This is a genomic window from Leclercia sp. UBA1284 (genome assembly GCF_002308415.1).
Taxonomy (GTDB): domain Bacteria; phylum Pseudomonadota; class Gammaproteobacteria; order Enterobacterales; family Enterobacteriaceae; genus Enterobacter; species Enterobacter pneumoniae.
Genome location: NZ_DBUS01000005.1, coordinates 194,933 through 216,468, shown reverse-complemented (window position 1 = coordinate 216,468; position 21,536 = coordinate 194,933). Strand labels below are relative to the sequence as shown.

Below are 21,536 nucleotides of genomic sequence, written 5' to 3'. Positions count from 1 at the left end.
GATGATCTCATGAAACTTATATTGACCGACGATTACGAACAGATGAGCCAGGCAGCCGCGCAACATCTGCTGAGCTATATGACCAGACCGGGCCGGGTGAATCTGGCCATCACCGCCGGGAAGACCCCGAAACGCATGTATGAGCTGTTAATCCCGATGATGAAGAGCAAGCAGGGGATAAATAGCCATTTTTACAACTTCGACGAGATCCCTTTTCGCGGCAAAACAGGCGATGGCGTGACAATCACCAATCTGCGTCGTCTCTTTTTTACCCCGGCGCAGATAGAGGAATCCCGCATACACCCGCTGACGGTTGAAAACTATCAGCAGCACGACGCCACTCTGGTCGCAGAGGGGGGGCTTGATCTGGTGGTGATGGGGCTGGGGGCTGACGGCCATTTTTGCGGGAACCTCCCCGGAACCACCCACTTCCATGAGATGACCACCAAAGTGGCGATTGAAGGGGAGATGGTCGCGATGGTGGCCCATGGCGAACTGGGGGGCGATTTTTCGCTGGTACCGGATTGCTATGTCACGATGGGGCCAAAAAGCATTATGGCCGCGAGAAATCTACTGCTTATCGTCAATGGCACAGCGAAGGCGCAGGCGTTAAAAGGGGCGCTGGAAGGGCCAGTTAGCGAGCGCCTGCCTGCATCGGTGTTGCAGCTTCACCCCTCGCTGACGGTCATTGCAGATAATGCCGCCGCCGCGGCGCTCTCGTCCAACCCCTGAGCAACGCTAAAGCTCCGCCGCGGCCTGCGGCGGAGCTGATCTTAACGGGTAATATTCCAGCCGCGCGTTTTCCACAGGCCGGGCAATTCTGCCAGATCGGTAAAGGTGGTCACCTTAGGATGGTGGATCGGCTTGTTATGCGGGTCGGCACAGAAGTAAAACACCTCCATCCCCGCATCAATCCCTGATTGCGCGCCCGCGGAGGAGTCATCCACCAGAATGCAATTTTCCACGTTCACATTCATCGCTTTTGCCGCGTGAAACATCAGGGCCGGATCGGGCTTCCAGCGCTGGATATCGTAACCGCTGAACAGTTTTTCCGGGAAGTGGTGCAGCATCTCTAGCTTGCCGAGTGAATGCTGCATTTTGCTGACCGGGCCGTTAGAAACCACGCACATTGGCACGGTCATCGCCTCCAGCAAGGCGTTTGCGCCTGCGATCACCTCAAGTTCCGCATCGAAAAGGCGTGCGACCTCGGCGCGGTAAACTGGTTCGAGATCGGCTTTCGCCAGATCAACGCCGTGCTCAGTATTAATAATGTCGATAATTTCGTAGAGCTTAACGCCTTTAAAGCGTTTAAAAATCTCGTCGAGATCGAGCGTAATGCCAAACTCCTGAAACATGGCGACATACGCACGGGCGCAAATGACCTCACTGTCGACCAGCGTACCGTCGCAGTCGAAAAATACCGCTTCAATCTGAGACATGCCTTTCCCTTTTTAACAGGTTTAACGTTTACGTACTGATTGTTTGCGGCACGCAATCGTTGCCGTATAAGCAAAATCAATGAAAAAAAGTACGCCACAAACACCCCTATTGTCGCATTTTGGTATAGGATAGCGACGGATTTTCCCTCCCTGTTCGGAAATAGATGATGAGTCAACAACATACTACCCAGGCATCTGGCAAGGGTCTGCTTGAGCGCGTGTTTAAACTGCGCGAGCACGGTACAACGGCGCGCACCGAAGTGATCGCGGGTTTTACCACCTTCCTGACAATGGTCTATATCGTTTTTGTTAACCCGCAAATTCTGGGCGTGGCTGGCATGGATACCAGCGCCGTCTTCGTTACCACCTGTCTGATCGCCGCGTTCGGCAGCATTTTAATGGGGCTGTTCGCCAACCTGCCGGTTGCGCTGGCTCCGGCGATGGGTCTGAACGCATTCTTCGCCTTCGTCGTGGTTCAGGCCATGGGCTTGCCATGGCAGGTCGGTATGGGTGCGATTTTCTGGGGCGCAGTCGGTCTGCTGCTGCTGACCATTTTCCGCGTACGTTACTGGATGATTGCCAATATCCCGGTGAGCCTGCGCGTGGGCATCACCAGCGGTATCGGTCTGTTTATCGGGATGATGGGGCTGAAAAATGCTGGCGTGATTGTGGCGAACCCGGAAACCCTGGTCAGCATCGGTAACCTGACCTCCCACAGCGTGCTGCTGGGCATCCTGGGCTTCTTTATCATCGCTATTCTGGCGTCCCGTAACATTCATGCTGCGGTACTGGTTTCGATCATCGTAACCACGCTGCTGGGCTGGATGCTGGGCGACGTCCACTACAGCGGCATCATCTCTGCGCCGCCGAGCGTCAGCACCGTGGTCGGTCACGTGGATCTGGCTGGCTCCCTGAATCTGGGTCTGGCAGGCGTGATCTTCTCCTTTATGCTGGTGAACCTGTTCGACTCCTCCGGTACCCTGATTGGCGTGACCGATAAAGCGGGCCTGGCAGATGAGAAAGGCAAATTCCCGCGCATGAAGCAGGCACTGTTCGTGGATAGCGTCTCCTCGGTAACCGGCTCTTTTATCGGTACCTCTTCTGTTACCGCTTACATTGAGTCCTCTTCAGGCGTGTCTGTGGGCGGTCGTACCGGCCTGACAGCGGTTGTTGTGGGTCTGCTGTTCCTGCTGGTTATCTTCCTTTCGCCGCTGGCGGGGATGGTGCCACCGTATGCGGCCGCAGGTGCGCTGATTTACGTGGGCGTACTGATGACCTCCAGCCTGTCGCGCGTGAAGTGGGACGACCTTACCGAAGCAGTACCGGCGTTTATTACCGCGGTAATGATGCCGTTCAGCTTCTCGATTACCGAAGGTATCGCGCTGGGCTTTATCTCTTACTGTGTGATGAAGGCGGGCACCGGACGTTTCCGTGAAATTAGCCCGTGTGTGATCGTGGTAGCGCTGCTGTTCGTGCTGAAGATTGTCTTTATCGATGCAAAATAAACAGCAAGCTCGTTTCTAAACGGGCTTGCTGGTTTGTGTCCTCTCCCGGCGGGAGAGGACATCAGGCTGTGCTTACGCCTTCACCCTCTTGATGTAATCACCAAACGCGGTCAACTGCCCCGAGAGATGGTCCAGCGTGCTCTGGTCAATCACTTCACCTGTTTGTGGGTCGACCTTGTTCTGAATCACGCCGCCCATAAATTCCGGTTTGTTCATGACCATCGCGTCGAGGAACACCAGGATCTGACGCAGATGGTACTGGCAGCGCGCGCCGCCGATGGCGCCCATGGAGCTGGTCTGGAGCAGCACCGGTTTACCCGCCAGCGGCTGTTCCGGCAGACGAGAGAGCCAGTCGATCGCATTTTTTAATCCACCCGGTACCGAGTAGTTATATTCCGGGGTCACAATCACCACCCCATCTGCCTGGCGAATCTGTTCAGCCAGCACTTCAACGCTTTGCGGGAACCCCTCTTCTTGCTGCACATCGGCATCGTACAGCGGGATATCCCCAATAGACGGCAGGGCGTCGACCGTCATCCCCTCTGGCGACAGTTTCGGCAGCGTACGGGCAACCATCCCGTTAAATGAACCTTTGCGCAGGCTTCCCAGTAACGTAACAACTTTCAACGTATCAGACATGATTACTCCTGTTTCATCATGATGGCCCTGGACGGGTCAGCTAAGGGTAAATGCTTTCTCTGCGGGTAAACTGGTTAATCTCATCAGACGCGTGGCGGGTTCGTTGGCACGCTCGGGAACGTCCGCCAGGCTATTCCAGCCATGCTTGCTGTCAAATTCCCAGATATTCAAACGCTCAATCGCGGGCGTAACGGCGAGAGACCAGATCAGCACATCTTCTGCGTCGCTGAGGGCCTCTACAAGCGTTGCCTGGGTGGCGCGAAGTCGTCCGGAACCTGGAAGCAATTGTAGCAGCCGGGCATCGTCAGAGGCGCATCCGCAGAGTTTACGAATACTCTGGCGCAGGGTAATGAGCTGCGCTTTGGCTTCATTAGGATCGTTTTGATTACGCACCCACAGCAGTTCATTGCTGGATAACGGATAGGTGTCGTGGGCATGCGGCCCGCCGTGGAAGCCACGAATAGCGCGCTGCAGTTCCATATCCAGACCACAATCGCCCTCTGTCGTGAGCGCTACACCGACAATATTCCCGGTATAGGCGATGGAAAAACGAGGCAGTTCAGGGTTGGCAAATACAGGGCGCCCCTCCGGCAGGGTGATGATATCCGGTAGCTCAGTGGTGCCGTAAAGCATAAACAGCAGTTCGGCGAGCAGCGCTCTTGAGGCGATAAAACGTGAGCGGCGATGTTCCGGCAGTATCCGTGCTTCATCATGACAGGCGGGGGAGAGCCTGGTAGAGACAAGATGTCCCTGGGTAAGTATCCCTCTAGCAAAGTGCGTTGCCATTTTTCGCTCCGTGATAATGGTTTGTGCCTGGTTAAACGGTTACATCATTATCGCTTAACTCTTCCTCAGTTTTAATCCGTAAAGTTGATTATTAGAAGTCCCGACACCGAACTTTACATTTTCAGATATAAAAATCGGATTCCTCGCGCAGTGAATCGCAATAGAGGGCCTTGATCGTCTCTTTAAGCCAGATGATTTTCGGGTTATGGCTGTTACGTTTGTGCCAGATTAGCGTAAAGGGCACGGTAAGTTTTTCTGCCATCGCTTCGTCGATAGGGATCGGACGCGTCACCAGCTTACGCTGGTGGAGATGATTATAGTGCCGGCAGTAGTGCGGCGCGGTCGCAATGTAGTCATGGTGCGGCTGCGCAGCCATAAACATCGACTGCTCAAACCCCGGCAGGCTCATAGCGATATTGCGCGTCAGCCCCATCTCATTTAACACCTCGTCCAGCGCCCAGGTGTCGCTACGCTCCCAAAAGATACTGATATGGGGGTAGCGGAGAAACGTCTCGAGATTCCACTCCTCCTGAAGCGCCGGATGGCCCTCACGCAGGTAGACGCAGGGGCGGTCGGAAAAGAGAATTTCATGGTCGATAAACCACGGCAGCAATTTCAACAATTCGCGGGAGCGAGGATGGGTTTCGCGACCGGTAAAGCCGATATCCACTTCACCCCGGGTTATGGCATCCAGCGAGTCGTAGTCCCAGTGGCGCATACGCACCGAGGCCTGGGGATAGCGCTGGTTTATCCTGTCCAGTAGCGCGTTAAAGCGGATCAACATTAACGGCGTTTCTGCCGCCAGTTCAAACTTCATCCCCCCCGGGGAGTCATTGTGTGACTTGTCGAGGATCTGATTGCCTATCTGCATCCAGTCGGCAAGATCGTGCTCCAGGCTTACCGTCAGCGGCGTTGGCAGTAACCCGAGCGGGGTTTTCACAAATAACGGATCATCGAACCAGGCGCGCAGCTTTGCCAGCGCTTTGCTGACCGCGGACGGCGTGATGTTCATTCGCTTCGCCGCCCGGGTAACGCTTCGCTCCTGCAACAACAGTTGCAGGGTGAGTAACAGATTAAGATCCAGACTGCTGAGGGGCTTCTTCATAATGGGCTATGGGCCGAATCGCCAGAAGGAGAACAATGCAGAGAATGCTACAGCCAATCAGAATCCCGATCAGCATATTCAGCGCATTAAGGCCGAGTACGGCGGCGAGCCAAATCCACAGCGACGAGCCGCACACCTGCGCGATACCTAATACTGAACTGGCCACGCCTGCCCGCAACGAAAAGGGTCCTAACGCCTGACTCATCGCTACGCCAAAGCCGACGGAGAAACCTGCGCAAATCAGCGTAATGCCCGCCAACATCAAAGAGTGCGAACTTGCCGATGCGAGCAGCACGCCTGCGGCCAGGAACAGTACCTGTGAGGTCAGCATCAGGGTGCGCTGGCTAAAGATATTTAGCGCAAAAGGAGTAGAGAAGGAGACGGCCATACTTACCAGCGCGGTAGAGGCCATCACTGTAGAGTATTCGCCGCGATCAAAGCCCATGGTTTCCATCAGTAATACCGGGGAAACGTTTACATAGGTCAGGATCACCGCCACGCTGAGGGTCGTGACCAGCAGTCTGCTAATAAAAAACCGGTTTAGCAGTTTTTCCGCCGGATGGAAGGTGGTCCCCGTCCGGGAGTGTTGTGAGCCCGGGTGGGTCTCTTTCAATACCGCAATAGAGAGGATGAAGACCAACATCCCCATTACCGCCATGGTCCAGAACAGGCTTTGCCAGGGTAATTTGAGCATAATCAGATAACCGATGACCGGCGCCAGTACCGGAATAATGCAGGTAATGCCGTTAAGCATCGAGAGCACTTTCGCACGGCGTTGAGCGCTTAACGTATCGCGCAGAATAGCAAACGCCACCACGTAGCAGCCGCCAGCGCCGACGCCCTGAATGAAGCGTCCGATCAGAAAGAGGGTGCTTTCTTGCGCTTGTGAACAGAGTACTGACGCGAGGGCAAAAATCACGGCGCCGGTAATCGCCACGGGCTGACGTCCTGCTTTATCGGCAATTTTCCCGGCAAACACCATTGAGGAGGCCATTCCCGCGAGGTAGGCCGAAAAGGCAATGTGCAACTGCGCTTCACTGGCCCCCAGGTCGCGGGCGATATGCGGCAAACCGACCAGATACATATCAATGCCAGACGGATAAAGCAGAACCAGTGCAAAGCTACAAAACAGAAAACGAGCCATAGATCCCCCATAGATGCAGGCAAGCAGAATAGGGGTTGGGAAGGGGATAAGCGAGTTGCCATTTGGACAAAGGTGATTTCCTGTCAGGAAAGCCACCCGGGCGGGTGGCGTAGACAACGAGCGCGGACGTTAACCGAAGCGTGGCAAAACGTTAAAGGTGCTGCCGAACCAGCAGAGAATAACTGCAATACCAAACAGAATGACCAGCCCCGGAATAAACAGCCCTCCCCAGACGGTGAAGGTTTTTTCGGGAAACTTTTTTCTCGCTTTTAATGCCAGCACGGCAGGAACAATCACGGCCCAGATGGTTGCGCACAATCCCGCACCGCCAATGCCATAGATAAAGCCATTCGGGAAGATGAGATAGAGAATGGCGGGGGGCAGAAAGGTTAACAAAACCGTTTTCAGGCGTCCGACAGGAGAGTTATCGATGTTAAAGAGATCGGCAAGATAGTCGAACAGCCCCAGGGTGACGCCGAAGAAAGAGCTGGCGACCGCAAGGTTAGAGAAGACCAGCAGGCAAAATTCGATCACGCCGTGCTGTCGGGTGCCGAGGAATGATTTCACCAGCGAATCGACATTGCCGCCTGAAGAGATAATCTCGTTAAAGCTCTCGCGGGTGATATTGCCCATCGTGCAGTACAACCAGAACAGATAAATGAACAGGGCCAGCAGCGAACCAAAGACAATGCTTTTAATCAGCTTATCTTTTCGTTTGCCGTAGCAGATGATTAAGCTGGGGATGTTGCCATGAAAACCAAACGACGCCAGACAGACCGGCAAGGCCATAAAAATATAGGGGAAATAGGCTGTGTTGCTGGTGGTACTGACATTAATGTCCCGTAAAATGGCGTAGTCCACCTGGAAGAAAAACGACCCAAAAACAATAATAAACGCAATGATCTTAATCCCCAGGAAAAGCGAGGTAATACGGCTGGCTGCCAGGGAACTGACCCATAATACCGCCGCAACAAAGATCGCTGTACCTATCCCTACGAGGCGCGGATTAACATGCGTCCCCTGGTTCATGGCGATGGTTTCACTAATGATCGCGCCATTGGCAGAGATATACGCATAAGTAAGAATATACAGAACAAAGGCGACCGTGAAGCCACTCACCACATTCCATTTATTGCCAATCAGATCTTTGGTGATGGTATTAAAGCTGGAACCGACAGGATAATTTAAATTGGCCTCTAACAGTAATAATCCTGAGTGAAGCATTGAAAACCAGGCGATGATTAAAATAAATGCGCCCCAAAAAAACCACGAGCCTGCTAAATCCACGGGTAAAGCAAACATTCCCCCGCCAATAACCGTACCTGCTATTACCATGACACCCCAAAACGAGGAGTGTTTAGTCTTTAAACTGTTATCCATGGTGCACCCATTAATTATGGTTAGCCTGATGTTGTTGGTGTGTAATGAATTCCGGGTGACTAACAGGGTGTTAGTCACCCGGAAGGTGCGGGTTAAACTTCTTTCAGTTTGGCAGTGAAGTGACGTAAAACTTTCGGTTCGTAGGTGAAGGTTAACCCCTTAATATTGCTGGCGTTCTCTTTCACATGTTTAAAGGCTTCGACAATAAAGTCCATGTGTGTCTGTGTGTAGGTCGCGCGTGGAATGGTTAAACGCAGTAACTCCGCCGGGCAGGGCAGCTGTTTGCCGGTTTTAGGATCGCGGCCTAACAAGAACGACCCGATTTCTACCGCCCGAATGCCCGCCACCTTATAGAGCTCGCAGGCTAACGCCTGTGCCGGGAACTGATCAGCCGGAATATGCGGCAGTAGTTTTCCTGCATCAACAAATGCCGCATGCCCTCCCGCCTGCTGACACACTACACCGATGGCTTCCAGGCCATCGACCAGGTATTGCACCTGATTGATACGATACGCCAGCCAGTCCGGATTCATGCCATCATGCAGACCGACGGCCAGGCGCTCCATCGCACCGCCTTCAAGGCCACCGTAGGTCGGGAAGCCTTCCTGCACCACGCAAAGGGTTCGGCATTCGGTATAGACGTCGAAGAAGCGGTCATCCTTAATACACAGCAGGCCGCCCATGGGCACCATCGCGTCTTTTTTGGCCGACATCGCCAGCATATCGGCGTATTTATAGGTTTCACGGGTAATGTCTGCAATGCTCCAGTCGCGGTATTCCGCTTCACGCTTCTGGATAAAGTAGGCGTTCTCCGCGAAGCGCGCGGAGTCCATCACTACCGGAATGTCATATTTTTGCGCGATGGCGTACATCGCCTTCAGGTTGGCCAGCGAGACCGGCTGGCCGCCGGCGGAGTTGCTGGTAATGGTTGCGACGATATAAGGCACATTATTGGCGCCCACCTCCTGAATGCCGCGCTCCAGTCCTTCGAGGTCAAAGTTGCCTTTAAAATCGTAACGAATACCGGTATCAAACGCCTCTTTGATATAGACGTTACGCACCGTGCAGCCATTAATCTGGCTATGGCCCTGAGTCGTATCAAAGAAATAGTTGGAGAACGCGACCATTTTGCTGCGGTCCAGCCCTTTTTCCTGCTCGCGTTTTTTGATCAAGACCGGAATGTAAATCTGTTCAGCACCCCGCCCCTGGTGAGTCGGGATAGTGTATTGATAGCCAAAAATGGTTTTCACCGCATCGGAGAGCGCGTAATAACTGCGGCTGCCGCTGTAGGCTTCGTCCCCACGCAACATAGCGGCCTGCATATTTTGTGTGACTGCCCCGGTACCGCTGTCGGTCAGCAGGTCAATAAAGACATCTTCGCTATCAAGCAGAAACGGGTTCATGCCCGATTCAACAATGGCATTTTCCCGATGCTCGCGGGTGGTGCGTTTCACTGGCTCAATAACACGAATACGGAAAGGCTCAGGTAAATGTTTGAAGTTTTCCATTTGTTCATCCTTTTTGCACGCAGCGGTGCTGAGGGCTATTTAATAACCCTAAGTACAGAGATGTATATGCCAGCCATCATTTAATGCCGCCTGTGGAAATAAACCATGCAGACGATCGGAGCTGGCAAGAATATATTGCAGACATACCAAATAAGCAGATTAATAAACCTGGTTAGTTAGCATTTAGCAAAGGACGAGCAAAGAGGGGATTATGGGTGGTGATTGACAATTTTATTGTCAATATTAAACCACTTAGAAGTGATGTATGTATTTAAGATAATCATCATTGATTTATCCTCATTAGACACTCAGCTACATTATTATAATGAGAATAATGGGTCTATCTGTAGGATAATTAATTGTGAGTGTAATCACAGCCACAATAACCTGACGATTACTGTGGCTGTGCAGGGTTATTTCCCGATACAGAAGCTCGAGAAGATGCGGCCCAACAGATCGTCCGAAGAAAACTCCCCGGTGATCTCACTCAGATTCTGCTGCGCCAGGCGCAGCTCTTCCGCCAGCAGTTCACCCGCCCAGGCGCCAATCAGCTGTGCTTTCCCCTGAACAAGATGATTCGCCGCCTCTTCCAGCGCCTGCAGGTGACGACGGCGCGCCAGGAAGCCGCCTTCCATGCTGGTATCAAAGCCCATGCTCTGTTTGAGATGGTTACGCAGGTCATCCACGCCTTCGCCGGTACGTGCCGAGAGGCGAATAAGTGAGTGACCATTTACTTCACTGATACCCAGCGTCTCGCCAGTCATATCGGCTTTGTTACGCACAACGGTGATCGGCAGTTTAGCGGGCAGACGGGCGATAAAGTCCGGCCAGATATCTGCGGGATCCACCGCGTCAGTGGTAGTGCCATCTACCATAAATAGCACGCGGTCAGCCTGCTCAATCTCCTGCCAGGCGCGCTCGATACCGATACGCTCCACTTCGTCGCTGGCATCGCGCAGACCCGCGGTGTCGATAATATGCAGAGGCATGCCGTCGATGTGGATATGCTCGCGCAGTACGTCGCGGGTGGTGCCGGCGATATCAGTAACGATGGCAGCCTCACGGCCCGCCAGGGCGTTCAGCAGGCTCGATTTACCGGCATTAGGGCGACCGGCAATCACCACTTTCATCCCTTCACGCAGCAGGCTGCCCTGGCGCGCTTCGGCGCGCACCGCGTCGAGATCGGTCATCACGCTGTTGAGCTGGGCTTCGATTTTACCATCGGAAAGGAAGTCGATCTCCTCATCCGGGAAATCAATCGCCGCCTCCACGTAGATCCTGAGGTGAGTAAGTGCTTCCACCAGATGATTTACGCGGGCAGAAAATGCCCCCTGCAGCGAATTGAGCGCAGAGCGGGCCGCCTGCTCTGAGCTGGCATCAATCAGGTCGGCAATCGCCTCGGCCTGCGCCAGATCGAGTTTATCGTTCAGGAAGGCACGCTCAGAAAACTCACCCGGCTTCGCAATGCGCAGGCCCGGCAAGGTCAGAATACGTTTTAACAGTAAATCGAGGATCACCGGGCCGCCGTGGCCCTGAAGTTCGAGCACATCTTCGCCGGTGAAGGAGTTTGGCCCCGGAAACCACAGCGCAATGCCCTGATCCAGCGCGGTACCGTCGCTGTCTTTAAACGGCAAATAATCGGCGTAGCGCGGCTTCGGCAGTTTCCCCAGTACGGCTTCTGCTACCTCGCGCGCCTTCTGGCCGGAGATGCGCAGGATGCCCACACCACCGCGTCCCGGTGGGGTTGCCTGGGCGACGATAGTGTCGTTATGGCTCATGGTTTTTCTCAACTGTGTTGCAATAAAAAAAGGCGGTCATTTGACCGCCCTTATTCTAGCTACTGCTCAACCGAATCAGGAACTTTTCTTTTCGCGGCTATGCAGGCCACGTTTTTCCAGACCACGGTAAATCAGCTGCTGCTGGATAATGGTCACCAGGTTGCTGACGATGTAGTACAGCACCAGACCTGACGGGAACCACAGGAAGAACACGGTGAAGATGACCGGCATAAAGGTCATGATCTTCTGCTGCATCGGGTCGGTCACGGTGGTCGGCGACATCTTCTGGATGAAGAACATCGTCACGCCCATCAGGATCGGCAGGATGTAGTACGGGTCCTGTGCAGACAGGTCATGGATCCACAGGGCGAACGGCGCATGGCGCAGCTCAACGGAACCCATCAGCATGTAGTACAGCGCAAGGAAGATTGGCATCTGAATCAGCAGCGGGAAGCAACCACCCAGTGGGTTCACTTTCTCTGCTTTATACAGGGCCATCATCTCCTGGCTCTGACGCTGTTTGTCATCGCCCAGACGCTCACGCATCGCCGCAATCTTCGGCTGCAGCATGCGCATCTTCGCCATGGAGGTGTACTGCGCTTTAGTCAGCGGGTACATGATGCCACGAACGATAAAGGTGATAACGATGATGGAGAAGCCCCAGTTACCCAGGAAGCTATGGATCCACTTCAGCAGCTTAAACAGCGGCTGAGAGATGAACCACAACCAGCCGTAATCCACGGTCAGATCCAGGTGCGGCGCTACTGCAGCCATTTTGTCCTGAATTTCCGGGCCGACCCACAGGGTGCTCGCCAGCTTACCGGTTTGACCCGGCTGCACCAGAACCGGCTGAGATTTGTAGCCGATAGCTGCAATACCGTTGCCGAGGTTCGCGGTGTAGAAGTTGTTGGTACCGTCGTTATTAGGCACCCACGCCGTTGCGAAATACTGTTGCAGCATCGCGACCCAACCGCCTTTAGCGCTGACGTTCAGGTTCTCGTTATCCGCGATAGTATCGAATTTGTATTTCTCATACTTCGAATCTGGCGTGGAGTACGCTGCGCCACGGAAGGTATGCAGCGCGAAGTTGCTGCTTCCGGTGTCACGATGAGACGGCAGATCGATGGATTGCTTCAGCTGACCAAAGGTCGAGATTTCCAGCGGTTTCTCGCTGGCGTTCTGCACGCTGTAGCCAACGTTCACCGCATACTCACCGCGTTTCAGGGTGAAGGTTTTGGTGAAGGTGTTGCCTGCGGCGTCGGTATAAGTCATCGGGATAGCCAGCTCGTTCTGACCATCAGCCAGCACAAAGGTATCACTCTCGACGTTATACAGTGGACGCGCACCGTTAGCCGGGTTATCCGGGCCATCACGACCGGTCAGACCGCTCTGCGCCTGATAAAGGAACTGCGGTGTGGTTTCCAGTAACTGGAACGGTTCGGTAGACTTCAGCTCTTTTGGGTAGGTCAACAGCAGCGCCTGCTCAACATCACCACCACGGGTGTTGATAGTCAGCTCAAGCACATCGGTCTTAACCGTAATCTGTTTCCCCTGGCCACTGGCCGGTACGCCCTGGTCGGCGGCGCTACCCGCTGCGGTGGTCGTGGTCTGCGTGGTCTGCTGCTGGGGTTGAGGATTTTTATCCTGCTCCCATGCCTGCCAGATCATGAAAGACACGAACAACAAAGCGATGATAAGAAGATTGCGTTGCGAATCCATCGTTAGTGTTCTCTGGTATCAAAGGGTCCGGGGGGGACGGGGTCGTCTCCACCTGGGTGTAAAGGGTGGCATTTTAATACGCGTTTCACCGTCAACCAACTGCCTTTTATCACTCCAAACCTGCGCAATGCCTCAATTCCATAGCTTGAGCATGTCGGTGTGAAACGGCAGTGCGGCCCGAGTAGCGGACTAATCAGGCGTTGATAGACCCTAATGAGGGCTATCAGGACCCGTGAGCCAGGCGACAGTGGCGGCGCCATAATTTTTCCAACGCTTCCGAGAGAGCACGGTTATCGAGGTCGGCAACCCCTTTTTTCGCCACCACCACAAAATCCATCGAAGGGAGTTCATGTTGACGTAAACGGAAGCTTTCACGCGTCAGACGTTTAATCCGGTTGCGTTCATGCGCACGCTTAACGTTTTTCTTGGCGACAGTAAGACCGATACGGGGATGCCCCAGCGAATTTTGGCGGCCGAGGATGGTGATTTGCGGCGTGCCAGCCCGTTGTGGCTGCTGGAAGACGAAAGTGAAATGAGTGGGAGTTAACAAACGTAACTCCCTGGGAAATGCGAGCTTAACCACCAGGGGTTAGCTTTATTACTTGGAAACGGTCAGACGAGCGCGGCCTTTAGCACGACGACGTGCCAGAACCTGACGACCATTTTTAGTAGCCATACGAGCACGGAAGCCGTGAGAACGGTTGCGCTTCAGTACAGACGGTTGAAAAGTGCGTTTCATGGCGATTTCTACCTAAACTTGAATAAATTCAATGGCTTTTTACGATGCCCGAACGAATATCGCACGACGGACGCCGAAGCCATGGGTGATTAAAGAGGCCGGATTGTAATAATTGTACACTCCGGAGTCAATTCTCTTTCCTTATTTCCCGCGTAAATTCACACGATTTCGCATGCAAAATGAACAGCGTTAAACGCGCGGGAAGCCGAGCATTACGCGACGGGTGGAGGATTATACGACCTCACCGGTAAAGCGCAAGGATCGTCCAGGATCTTCGTTAGATCTTTTAAGCAAAAATTTGTCACGACTCAGTAATTTTTCCAATATGCGGCCTAAATCCCGGGGCAGGCTAACCAGGATCGATTACACTTACCCGGTTTCGGATCTTCCTGTGGATAAATCGGGAAGAATCTGTGAGAAACAGAAGATCTCTGGCTCAGTTTAGGCTATGATCCGCGGTCCCGATCGGGATCCCAGCGGTTACGATCGGGTATAAAACCGCAGACAGCGGTTCGCACGTCCCCCTTATGCGCAGGGCTTTTCGACGTGCGTCTACAATCATGACTATTCAATAGCTTTCTTTTTATTGTTCGAGTGGAGTCCGCCGTGTCACTTTCGCTTTGGCAGCAATGTCTTGCCCGATTGCAGGATGAGTTACCAGCCACAGAATTCAGTATGTGGATCCGCCCGTTGCAGGCGGAACTGAGCGATAACACGCTGGCTTTGTATGCGCCAAACCGTTTTGTGCTCGATTGGGTAAGGGACAAGTACCTTAATAATATCAATGGACTGCTAAACGATTTTTGCGGTACCGATGCCCCACAGCTGCGTTTTGAAGTGGGCACCAAGCCGGTCACCCAAACCCTTAAAGAGACCGTTAACGTTGCCGCCCCTGCGCAGACGACACAGGTCCATCAGCCGCGCGTCGTGCCTGCGGCACGTTCAGGCTGGGATAACGTTCCGGCCCCGGCGGAGCCGACCTACCGTTCCAACGTTAACGTCAAACATACCTTCGATAACTTCGTAGAAGGTAAATCAAACCAGCTGGCCCGTGCGGCAGCCCGTCAGGTAGCGGATAACCCCGGCGGGGCGTATAACCCCCTGTTTTTATATGGCGGTACCGGTCTGGGTAAAACGCACCTGCTGCATGCCGTGGGCAATGGCATCATGGCGCGCAAGCCAAACGCCAAAGTGGTGTATATGCACTCCGAGCGCTTCGTTCAGGACATGGTAAAAGCCCTGCAAAACAATGCGATCGAAGAGTTTAAACGCTACTACCGTTCCGTTGATGCCCTGCTGATCGATGACATTCAGTTCTTCGCTAATAAAGAACGATCCCAGGAAGAGTTTTTCCACACCTTCAACGCTCTGCTGGAAGGTAATCAACAGATCATTTTGACCTCGGATCGTTATCCAAAAGAGATCAACGGTGTTGAAGATCGTCTTAAGTCTCGCTTCGGCTGGGGCCTGACCGTGGCGATCGAACCGCCGGAGCTGGAAACCCGTGTGGCGATCCTGATGAAAAAGGCAGATGAAAACGACATTCGCCTGCCGGGTGAAGTGGCATTCTTCATCGCCAAGCGCCTACGCTCTAACGTGCGTGAGCTGGAAGGGGCACTGAACCGCGTCATCGCCAACGCCAACTTTACCGGCCGGGCCATCACCATTGATTTCGTGCGTGAAGCGCTGCGCGATCTGCTGGCGTTGCAGGAAAAACTGGTCACCATCGACAATATTCAGAAGACGGTGGCGGAGTACTACAAAATTAAAGTGGCCGACTTACTGTCGAAACGCCGTTCACGCTCGGTAGCCCGACCTCGCCAGATGGCGATGGCGCTGGCAAAGGAGTTAACCAACCACAGTCTGCCGGAGATCGGCGATGCGTTTGGTGGCCGTGACCACACCACCGTGCTGCACGCTTGTCGTAAAATCGAGCAGCTGCGGGAAGAAAGCCACGACATAAAAGAAGACTTCTCCAATTTAATCAGAACATTATCATCGTGACGCTATGAAATTTACCGTTGAACGTGAACATTTATTAAAGCCGCTACAACAGGTGAGTGGCCCATTAGGCGGCCGCCCGACACTGCCTATTCTTGGTAACCTGCTGCTGCAGGTCGCAGACGGTACGCTGTCGCTGACCGGCACCGATCTGGAAATGGAGATGGTTGCGCGGGTGACGCTGACTCAGCCGCACGACGCAGGCGCCACCACGGTTCCGGCCCGTAAATTCTTTGATATTTGCCGTGGCTTGCCTGAAGGGGCAGAGATCGCCGTGCAGCTCGAGGGCGACCGCATGCTGGTCCGCTCTGGCCGCAGCCGTTTCTCTCTCTCTACCCTGCCAGCCGCGGACTTCCCGAACCTGGATGACTGGCAGAGCGAAGTGGAATTCACCCTGCCACAGGCGACGATGAAGCGTCTGATTGAAGCCACGCAGTTTTCTATGGCGCATCAGGACGTTCGCTACTACTTAAACGGCATGCTGTTTGAAACCGAAGGGGAAGAGCTGCGTACCGTCGCCACCGACGGACACCGCCTGGCGGTCTGCTCTATGCCAATTGGCGTTAGCCTGCCAAACCATTCGGTGATCGTGCCGCGTAAAGGGGTGATTGAGCTGATGCGCATGCTTGACGGCGGTGATACTCCGCTGCGCGTGCAAATTGGCAGCAATAACATTCGTGCCCACGTGGGGGATTTCGTCTTCACCTCGAAGCTGGTTGATGGGCGTTTCCCGGATTATCGCCGCGTATTGCCGAAGAATCCCGACAAGACGCTGGAAGCGGGCTGCGACAGCCTTAAGCAGGCATTTGCCCGTGCGGCCATTCTCTCCAACGAGAAGTTCCGCGGCGTGCGTCTGTATGTGAGTGAAAACCAGATCAAAATCACCGCGAATAACCCGGAGCAGGAAGAGGCAGAAGAGATTCTGGACGTCACCTACGCCGGCGCAGAGATGGAAATCGGCTTTAACGTTAGCTACGTGCTGGACGTACTGAATGCACTGAAATGCGAGAATGTTCGCATTCTGCTGACCGACTCTGTATCGAGCGTACAGATTGAAGATGCTGCATCCCAGTCCGCTGCTTATGTTGTTATGCCAATGAGACTGTAGTGATAACTATCGGGCTATCTTACTTGCCATTTTCAACCTGGGCTGTGCTCGCCCCTGTCACGTACTGCGTGTACGCGCCAGGGTCTGCGCGCAGTCCGCGTTGAAACTGGCTGCGCCGATTACGCCCTGGCCCGAAGAAATTCAGATATGTCACTGACGCGCCTTTTAATCAAAGATTTCCGTAATATTGAAAATGCGGATCTCGCTTTATCCCCCGGCTTTAACTTCCTGGTTGGCGCAAACGGCAGCGGCAAAACCAGCGTGCTGGAAGCCATCTATACGCTTGGCCACGGTCGGGCGTTTCGCAGCTTGCAAATTGGCCGCGTCATTCGCCACGAGCAAGAGTCCTTTGTTCTGCATGGGCGTCTCCAGGGCGCAGAGCGTGAAACCGCCGTCGGCCTGACCAAAGACAAGCAGGGTGACAGTAAAGTCCGCATTGATGGTACCGACGGGCATAAGGTGGCCGAACTGGCGCTCTTGATGCCGATGCAGCTGATTACGCCCGAGGGGTTTACTTTACTCAACGGCGGCCCCAAATACAGAAGAGCGTTCCTTGACTGGGGATGCTTTCACAATGAAGCGGGATTCTTTAACGCCTGGAGCAACCTTAAGCGTTTGCTCAAGCAGCGCAATGCCGCGCTGCGCCAGGTGACGCGCTACGCCCAACTGCGCCCGTGGGACAAAGAGTTGGTCCCGCTGGCGGAACAAATCAGCACCTGGCGTGCCGAATACAGCGCAGGTATCGCCGAAGATATGGCCGACACCTGCAAACAGTTTTTACCGGAGTTCTCTCTCACCTTCTCCTTCCAGCGTGGCTGGGAGAAAGAGACGGATTATGCCGAGGTGCTGGAGAGAAGCTTCGAGCGCGACCGCCTGCTGACCTATACCGCGCATGGCCCGCATAAAGCGGATTTCCGCATTCGTGCTGACGGTGCGCCGGTAGAAGATACATTATCGCGTGGGCAGCTTAAGCTCCTGATGTGCGCGCTACGGCTGGCACAGGGGGAGTTTCTCACCCGCGAGAGCGGCCGACGCTGCCTGTATCTGATAGATGATTTTGCCTCGGAACTCGACGACGCGCGGCGAGGGCTGCTAGCCAGCCGCTTAAAAGCCACGCAGTCGCAGGTTTTCGTCAGCGCGATTAGCGCTGAACACGTTATGGACATGTCGGACAAAAATTCGAAGATGTTCACCGTGGAAAAGGGTAAAATAACGGATTAACCCAAGAATAAATGAGCGAGAAACGTTGATGTCGAATTCTTATGACTCCTCCAGTATCAAAGTCCTGAAAGGGCTGGATGCGGTGCGTAAGCGCCCGGGTATGTATATCGGCGACACGGATGACGGCACCGGTCTGCACCACATGGTATTCGAGGTGGTAGATAACGCTATCGACGAAGCGCTCGCGGGTCACTGTAAAGACATCGTGGTGACGATCCATGCGGACAACTCCGTATCCGTCACCGATGATGGTCGTGGCATCCCAACCGGTATTCACCCGGAAGAGGGCGTATCTGCTGCGGAAGTTATCATGACCGTTCTGCACGCAGGCGGTAAATTCGATGATAACTCCTATAAAGTCTCCGGCGGCCTGCACGGCGTAGGCGTCTCCGTGGTTAACGCCCTGTCGCAGAAGCTGGAGCTGGTTATCCAGCGTGAAGGCAAAGTTCACCGCCAGATCTATCAGCATGGTGTGCCGGAAGCGCCGCTGGCTGTCACTGGCGATACCGAAAAAACCGGTACCCTGGTGCGTTTCTGGCCGAGCCTGGAAACCTTCACCAACGTCACCGAATTCGAATATGAAATTCTGGCCAAACGCCTGCGTGAGCTGTCGTTCCTGAACTCCGGCGTCTCTATTCGTCTGCGCGACAAACGCGACGGCAAAGAAGACCACTTCCACTATGAAGGCGGTATCAAGGCGTTCGTTGAGTATCTGAACAAGAACAAAACGCCTATTCACCCGAATATCTTCTACTTCTCTACCGAAAAAGACGGTATCGGCGTGGAAGTGGCGCTGCAGTGGAACGATGGTTTCCAGGAAAACATCTACTGCTTCACCAACAACATTCCACAGCGTGACGGCGGTACGCACCTGGCGGGCTTCCGTGCGGCGATGACCCGTACCCTGAACGCCTACATGGACAAAGAAGGCTACAGCAAGAAAGCGAAAGTCAGCGCCACCGGCGACGATGCTCGTGAGGGCCTGATTGCCGTGGTTTCTGTTAAGGTGCCGGATCCGAAGTTCTCCTCTCAGACCAAAGACAAACTGGTCTCATCTGAGGTGAAATCGGCGGTTGAACAGCAGATGAACGAACTGCTGAGCGACTACCTGCAAGAAAACCCGTCTGACGCGAAAATCGTGGTCGGCAAAATTATCGATGCGGCACGTGCCCGTGAAGCGGCGCGTAAAGCCCGTGAAATGACCCGCCGCAAAGGCGCACTCGACTTAGCAGGCCTGCCGGGCAAACTGGCAGACTGTCAGGAGCGCGACCCGGCGCTGTCCGAACTGTACCTGGTGGAAGGGGACTCCGCGGGCGGTTCTGCGAAGCAGGGCCGTAACCGTAAGAACCAGGCGATCCTGCCGTTGAAGGGGAAAATCCTCAACGTCGAGAAAGCGCGTTTCGACAAGATGCTCTCTTCGCAGGAAGTGGCAACGCTGATTACCGCGCTCGGCTGCGGCATCGGTCGCGACGAATACAACCCGGACAAGCTGCGTTATCACAGCATCATCATCATGACCGATGCGGACGTCGACGGCTCGCACATCCGTACGCTGCTGTTGACCTTCTTCTATCGTCAGATGCCGGAAATCGTTGAACGTGGCCATGTCTACATTGCGCAGCCGCCGCTGTACAAAGTGAAGAAAGGCAAACAGGAACAGTACATCAAAGACGACGAAGCGATGGATCAGTATCAGATCTCTATCGCTCTGGATGGCGCAACGCTGCATGCGAACGCCAGCGCTCCGGCCCTGGCCGGCGAGCCGCTGGAACGTCTGGTGTCCGAGTTCAACGCTGCGCAGAAAATGATTGGCCGTATGGAGCGTCGTTATCCGAAAGCGCTGCTGAAAGAGCTGGTGTATCAGCCAACGCTGACCGAAGCCGATCTGAGCAGCGAGCAGACGGTCAGCCGCTGGGTCAACGCGCTGGTAAGCGAGCTGAACGAGAACGAACAGCACGGTAGCCTGTGGAAATGCGATGTTCAGCAGAACGCTGACCAGCTGTTCGAGCCGATCGTTCGCGTGCGTACCCACGGTGTGGATACCGACTATCCGCTGGAGCACGAGTTTGTGACCGGACCGGAATACCGTCGCCTTTGCACTCTCGGCGAAAAGCTGCGCGGTCTGATCGAAGACGATGCCTACATCGAACGTGGCGAACGCCGTCAGCCGGTTGCCAGCTTCGAGCAGGCGCTGGAGTGGCTGGTGAAAGAGTCCCGTCGTGGTCTGGCAATTCAGCGTTATAAAGGCCTGGGCGAAATGAACCCGGATCAGCTGTGGGAAACCACTATGGATCCGGAAAGCCGCCGTATGCTGCGCGTTACCGTAAAAGACGCGATTGCAGCGGATCAGCTGTTCACCACCCTGATGGGCGATGCGGTTGAACCCCGTCGTGCCTTTATCGAAGAGAACGCGCTGAAAGCGGCAAATATCGATATCTAAGCTGTTATCACCCCTCACCCCAGCCCTCTCCCACAGGGAGAGGGTGCACGGTTCCCTCTCCCTGTGGGAGAGGGTTAGGGTGAGGGTAAACCTGTGCAAAAGAGGAATCCCCTCCTCATATCCAATCCCCTTTCTTACCGTGTTTTTTGAGCGGAATCGCGTTAGCATGAGTGCAGACTCATTCAATCCGGGGATCCCATGGCCATCAAACTCATTGCAATCGATATGGACGGCACGCTGCTGCTGCCAGATCACACCATCTCTCCAGCCGTTAAAAATGCGATTGCCGCCGCCCGTGCAAAAGGGGTGAATGTGGTACTGACGACCGGTCGCCCCTATGCCGGTGTGCATAATTACCTGAAAGAGTTGCACATGGATAAACCGGGCGATTACTGCATTACGTATAACGGTGCCCTGGTTCAGAAGGCCGCCGACGGCAGCACCGTCGCCCAGACCGCGTTGAATTATGACGATTACCTCTATCTCGAAAAACTCTCCCGCGAGGTGGGTTCACATTTCCACGCGCTCGATCGCAATACGCTCTACACGGCCAACCGCGATATCAGCTACTACACCGTACACGAATCCTATGTCGCCACTATTCCACTGGTTTTCTGTGAAGCAGAAAAAATGGATCCGCAAACGCAGTTCCTGAAGGTGATGATGATTGATGAGCCAGCTATTCTCGATAAAGCCATCGCCCGCATTCCGGCTGAGGTTAAAGAGAAATACACTGTGCTAAAAAGCGCGCCGTACTTCCTCGAAATCCTCGATAAACGCGTCAATAAAGGCACCGGCGTGAAATCGCTGGCCGATACGCTGGGCATCAAGCCTGAAGAGATCATGACCCTGGGCGATCAGGAAAACGATATTGCGATGATCGAATATGCGGGCATGGGCGTGGCAATGGATAACGCAATCCCATCGGTGAAAGAAGTGGCCAATTTCGTCACCAAATCTAACTTGGAAGACGGCGTTGCCTACGCGATTGAGAAATTTGTCCTGAACTAAGCGTGGCTAAATA

21 protein-coding genes are annotated in these 21,536 nt (G+C 54.2%); 7 read left to right on the top strand and 14 right to left on the bottom strand.

Features of this window, described 5'->3' with window-relative positions; translation table 11 throughout:
• Positions 1-9: 9 nt before the first annotated feature.
• On the top strand, positions 10-732 hold the full coding sequence (locus B3511_RS03055) for a glucosamine-6-phosphate deaminase (RefSeq protein WP_286776535.1): 723 nt from the start codon (positions 10-12) through the stop codon (positions 730-732).
• Positions 733-773: 41 nt separating this feature from the next.
• Here the strand turns inward: B3511_RS03055 and yieH are convergent, their stop codons facing one another.
• Positions 774-1,439 carry a 6-phosphogluconate phosphatase gene (yieH, locus tag B3511_RS03050; RefSeq protein ID WP_286776534.1) on the bottom strand — a complete coding sequence of 222 codons (666 nt, stop codon included), beginning with the start codon at positions 1,437-1,439 and terminating at the stop codon, positions 774-776.
• A gap of 167 nt (positions 1,440-1,606) precedes the next feature.
• Here yieH and adeP point away from each other — a divergent pair, with 167 nt between their 5' ends.
• Complete coding sequence (gene adeP / locus B3511_RS03045) at positions 1,607-2,944, top strand: adenine permease AdeP (RefSeq protein WP_154298909.1); 1,338 nt, start codon at positions 1,607-1,609, stop codon at positions 2,942-2,944.
• 72 nt (positions 2,945-3,016) lie between these two features.
• On the opposite strand, the gene B3511_RS03040 is transcribed toward adeP, so the two are convergent.
• The 13 genes from B3511_RS03040 to B3511_RS20705 all read right to left on the bottom strand — a co-directional run bounded on the left by B3511_RS03040 (position 3,017) and on the right by B3511_RS20705 (position 14,066).
• Positions 3,017-3,583, bottom strand: a complete 567-nt coding sequence (locus B3511_RS03040; RefSeq protein ID WP_286776531.1) for an NADPH-dependent FMN reductase — start codon at positions 3,581-3,583, stop codon at positions 3,017-3,019.
• Between the two features lie 36 nt (positions 3,584-3,619).
• Complete coding sequence (locus tag B3511_RS03035) at positions 3,620-4,369, bottom strand: 4'-phosphopantetheinyl transferase family protein (RefSeq protein WP_046886357.1); 750 nt, start codon at positions 4,367-4,369, stop codon at positions 3,620-3,622.
• Positions 4,370-4,490: 121 nt separating this feature from the next.
• Positions 4,491-5,474: an HTH-type transcriptional regulator YidZ gene (yidZ, locus tag B3511_RS03030; protein ID WP_286776530.1), complete on the bottom strand. Its 984-nt coding sequence runs from the start codon at positions 5,472-5,474 to the stop codon at positions 4,491-4,493.
• Entirely contained in the window at positions 5,443-6,618 is a 1,176-nt protein-coding gene (locus B3511_RS03025; RefSeq protein WP_286776529.1) for an MFS transporter, read from the bottom strand. The genes yidZ and B3511_RS03025 overlap by 32 nt, the downstream gene beginning before the upstream one ends.
• A gap of 129 nt (positions 6,619-6,747) precedes the next feature.
• Positions 6,748-7,998, bottom strand: coding sequence for a low affinity tryptophan permease TnaB (gene tnaB / locus B3511_RS03020; protein WP_046886355.1), 1,251 nt, complete (start codon positions 7,996-7,998; stop codon positions 6,748-6,750).
• A 92-nt stretch (positions 7,999-8,090) separates the two neighbouring features.
• Positions 8,091-9,506: a tryptophanase gene (gene tnaA, locus B3511_RS03015; protein WP_233803315.1), complete on the bottom strand. Its 1,416-nt coding sequence runs from the start codon at positions 9,504-9,506 to the stop codon at positions 8,091-8,093.
• Positions 9,507-9,715: 209 nt separating this feature from the next.
• Positions 9,716-9,790, bottom strand: coding sequence for a tryptophanase leader peptide (gene tnaC / locus B3511_RS20640; RefSeq protein WP_103181005.1), 75 nt, complete (start codon positions 9,788-9,790; stop codon positions 9,716-9,718).
• Positions 9,791-9,919: 129 nt separating this feature from the next.
• Entirely contained in the window at positions 9,920-11,284 is a 1,365-nt protein-coding gene (gene mnmE, locus B3511_RS03010) for a tRNA uridine-5-carboxymethylaminomethyl(34) synthesis GTPase MnmE (RefSeq protein ID WP_286776527.1), read from the bottom strand.
• A 75-nt stretch (positions 11,285-11,359) separates the two neighbouring features.
• Complete coding sequence (yidC, locus tag B3511_RS03005) at positions 11,360-13,003, bottom strand: membrane protein insertase YidC (RefSeq protein ID WP_040077734.1); 1,644 nt, start codon at positions 13,001-13,003, stop codon at positions 11,360-11,362.
• A 2-nt stretch (positions 13,004-13,005) separates the two neighbouring features.
• Positions 13,006-13,263, bottom strand: coding sequence for a membrane protein insertion efficiency factor YidD (gene yidD / locus B3511_RS03000; protein WP_001307474.1), 258 nt, complete (start codon positions 13,261-13,263; stop codon positions 13,006-13,008).
• Complete coding sequence (gene rnpA / locus B3511_RS02995; protein WP_014072458.1) at positions 13,227-13,586, bottom strand: ribonuclease P protein component; 360 nt, start codon at positions 13,584-13,586, stop codon at positions 13,227-13,229. The genes yidD and rnpA overlap by 37 nt, the downstream gene beginning before the upstream one ends.
• Positions 13,587-13,601: 15 nt before the next feature.
• A complete protein-coding gene (rpmH, locus tag B3511_RS02990) occupies positions 13,602-13,742 on the bottom strand; it encodes a 50S ribosomal protein L34 (RefSeq protein ID WP_000831330.1) in 141 nt (46 codons plus the stop codon).
• Positions 13,743-13,973: 231 nt separating this feature from the next.
• Complete coding sequence (locus B3511_RS20705; protein ID WP_419395832.1) at positions 13,974-14,066, bottom strand: hypothetical protein; 93 nt, start codon at positions 14,064-14,066, stop codon at positions 13,974-13,976.
• Between the two features lie 282 nt (positions 14,067-14,348).
• Here B3511_RS20705 and dnaA point away from each other — a divergent pair, with 282 nt between their 5' ends.
• From dnaA to yidA, 5 genes are all read left to right on the top strand, one after another.
• Entirely contained in the window at positions 14,349-15,746 is a 1,398-nt protein-coding gene (gene dnaA, locus B3511_RS02985; protein WP_286775687.1) for a chromosomal replication initiator protein DnaA, read from the top strand.
• A gap of 4 nt (positions 15,747-15,750) precedes the next feature.
• The gene (gene dnaN, locus B3511_RS02980) at positions 15,751-16,851 is read left to right on the top strand and encodes a DNA polymerase III subunit beta (RefSeq protein ID WP_040077737.1); all 1,101 of its coding nucleotides are present in this window, start codon (positions 15,751-15,753) and stop codon (positions 16,849-16,851) included.
• A 147-nt stretch (positions 16,852-16,998) separates the two neighbouring features.
• Complete coding sequence (gene recF, locus B3511_RS02975; protein ID WP_040077739.1) at positions 16,999-18,072, top strand: DNA replication/repair protein RecF; 1,074 nt, start codon at positions 16,999-17,001, stop codon at positions 18,070-18,072.
• Positions 18,073-18,100: 28 nt separating this feature from the next.
• A complete protein-coding gene (gyrB, locus tag B3511_RS02970) occupies positions 18,101-20,512 on the top strand; it encodes a DNA topoisomerase (ATP-hydrolyzing) subunit B (RefSeq protein ID WP_040077741.1) in 2,412 nt (803 codons plus the stop codon).
• 198 nt (positions 20,513-20,710) lie between these two features.
• Entirely contained in the window at positions 20,711-21,523 is an 813-nt protein-coding gene (yidA, locus tag B3511_RS02965) for a sugar-phosphatase (protein ID WP_040077742.1), read from the top strand.
• Positions 21,524-21,536: the final 13 nt, after the last annotated feature.

Excerpts from the sequence above, each read along its gene's own strand:
- B3511_RS03055 (WP_286776535.1), top strand. The coding sequence starts at position 10 with ATGAAACTTATATTGACCGACGATTACGAACAGATGAGCCAGGCAGCC.
- yieH (WP_286776534.1), bottom strand. The coding sequence starts at position 1,439 with ATGTCTCAGATTGAAGCGGTATTTTTCGACTGCGACGGTACGCTGGTC.
- adeP (WP_154298909.1), top strand. The coding sequence starts at position 1,607 with ATGAGTCAACAACATACTACCCAGGCATCTGGCAAGGGTCTGCTTGAG.
- B3511_RS03040 (WP_286776531.1), bottom strand. The coding sequence starts at position 3,583 with ATGTCTGATACGTTGAAAGTTGTTACGTTACTGGGAAGCCTGCGCAAA.
- B3511_RS03035 (WP_046886357.1), bottom strand. The coding sequence starts at position 4,369 with ATGGCAACGCACTTTGCTAGAGGGATACTTACCCAGGGACATCTTGTC.
- yidZ (WP_286776530.1), bottom strand. The coding sequence starts at position 5,474 with ATGAAGAAGCCCCTCAGCAGTCTGGATCTTAATCTGTTACTCACCCTG.
- B3511_RS03025 (WP_286776529.1), bottom strand. The coding sequence starts at position 6,618 with ATGGCTCGTTTTCTGTTTTGTAGCTTTGCACTGGTTCTGCTTTATCCG.
- tnaB (WP_046886355.1), bottom strand. The coding sequence starts at position 7,998 with ATGGATAACAGTTTAAAGACTAAACACTCCTCGTTTTGGGGTGTCATG.
- tnaA (WP_233803315.1), bottom strand. The coding sequence starts at position 9,506 with ATGGAAAACTTCAAACATTTACCTGAGCCTTTCCGTATTCGTGTTATT.
- mnmE (WP_286776527.1), bottom strand. The coding sequence starts at position 11,284 with ATGAGCCATAACGACACTATCGTCGCCCAGGCAACCCCACCGGGACGC.
- yidC (WP_040077734.1), bottom strand. The coding sequence starts at position 13,003 with ATGGATTCGCAACGCAATCTTCTTATCATCGCTTTGTTGTTCGTGTCT.
- yidD (WP_001307474.1), bottom strand. The coding sequence starts at position 13,263 with ATGGCGCCGCCACTGTCGCCTGGCTCACGGGTCCTGATAGCCCTCATT.
- rpmH (WP_000831330.1), bottom strand. The coding sequence starts at position 13,742 with ATGAAACGCACTTTTCAACCGTCTGTACTGAAGCGCAACCGTTCTCAC.
- dnaN (WP_040077737.1), top strand. The coding sequence starts at position 15,751 with ATGAAATTTACCGTTGAACGTGAACATTTATTAAAGCCGCTACAACAG.
- recF (WP_040077739.1), top strand. The coding sequence starts at position 16,999 with ATGTCACTGACGCGCCTTTTAATCAAAGATTTCCGTAATATTGAAAAT.
- gyrB (WP_040077741.1), top strand. The coding sequence starts at position 18,101 with ATGTCGAATTCTTATGACTCCTCCAGTATCAAAGTCCTGAAAGGGCTG.
- yidA (WP_040077742.1), top strand. The coding sequence starts at position 20,711 with ATGGCCATCAAACTCATTGCAATCGATATGGACGGCACGCTGCTGCTG.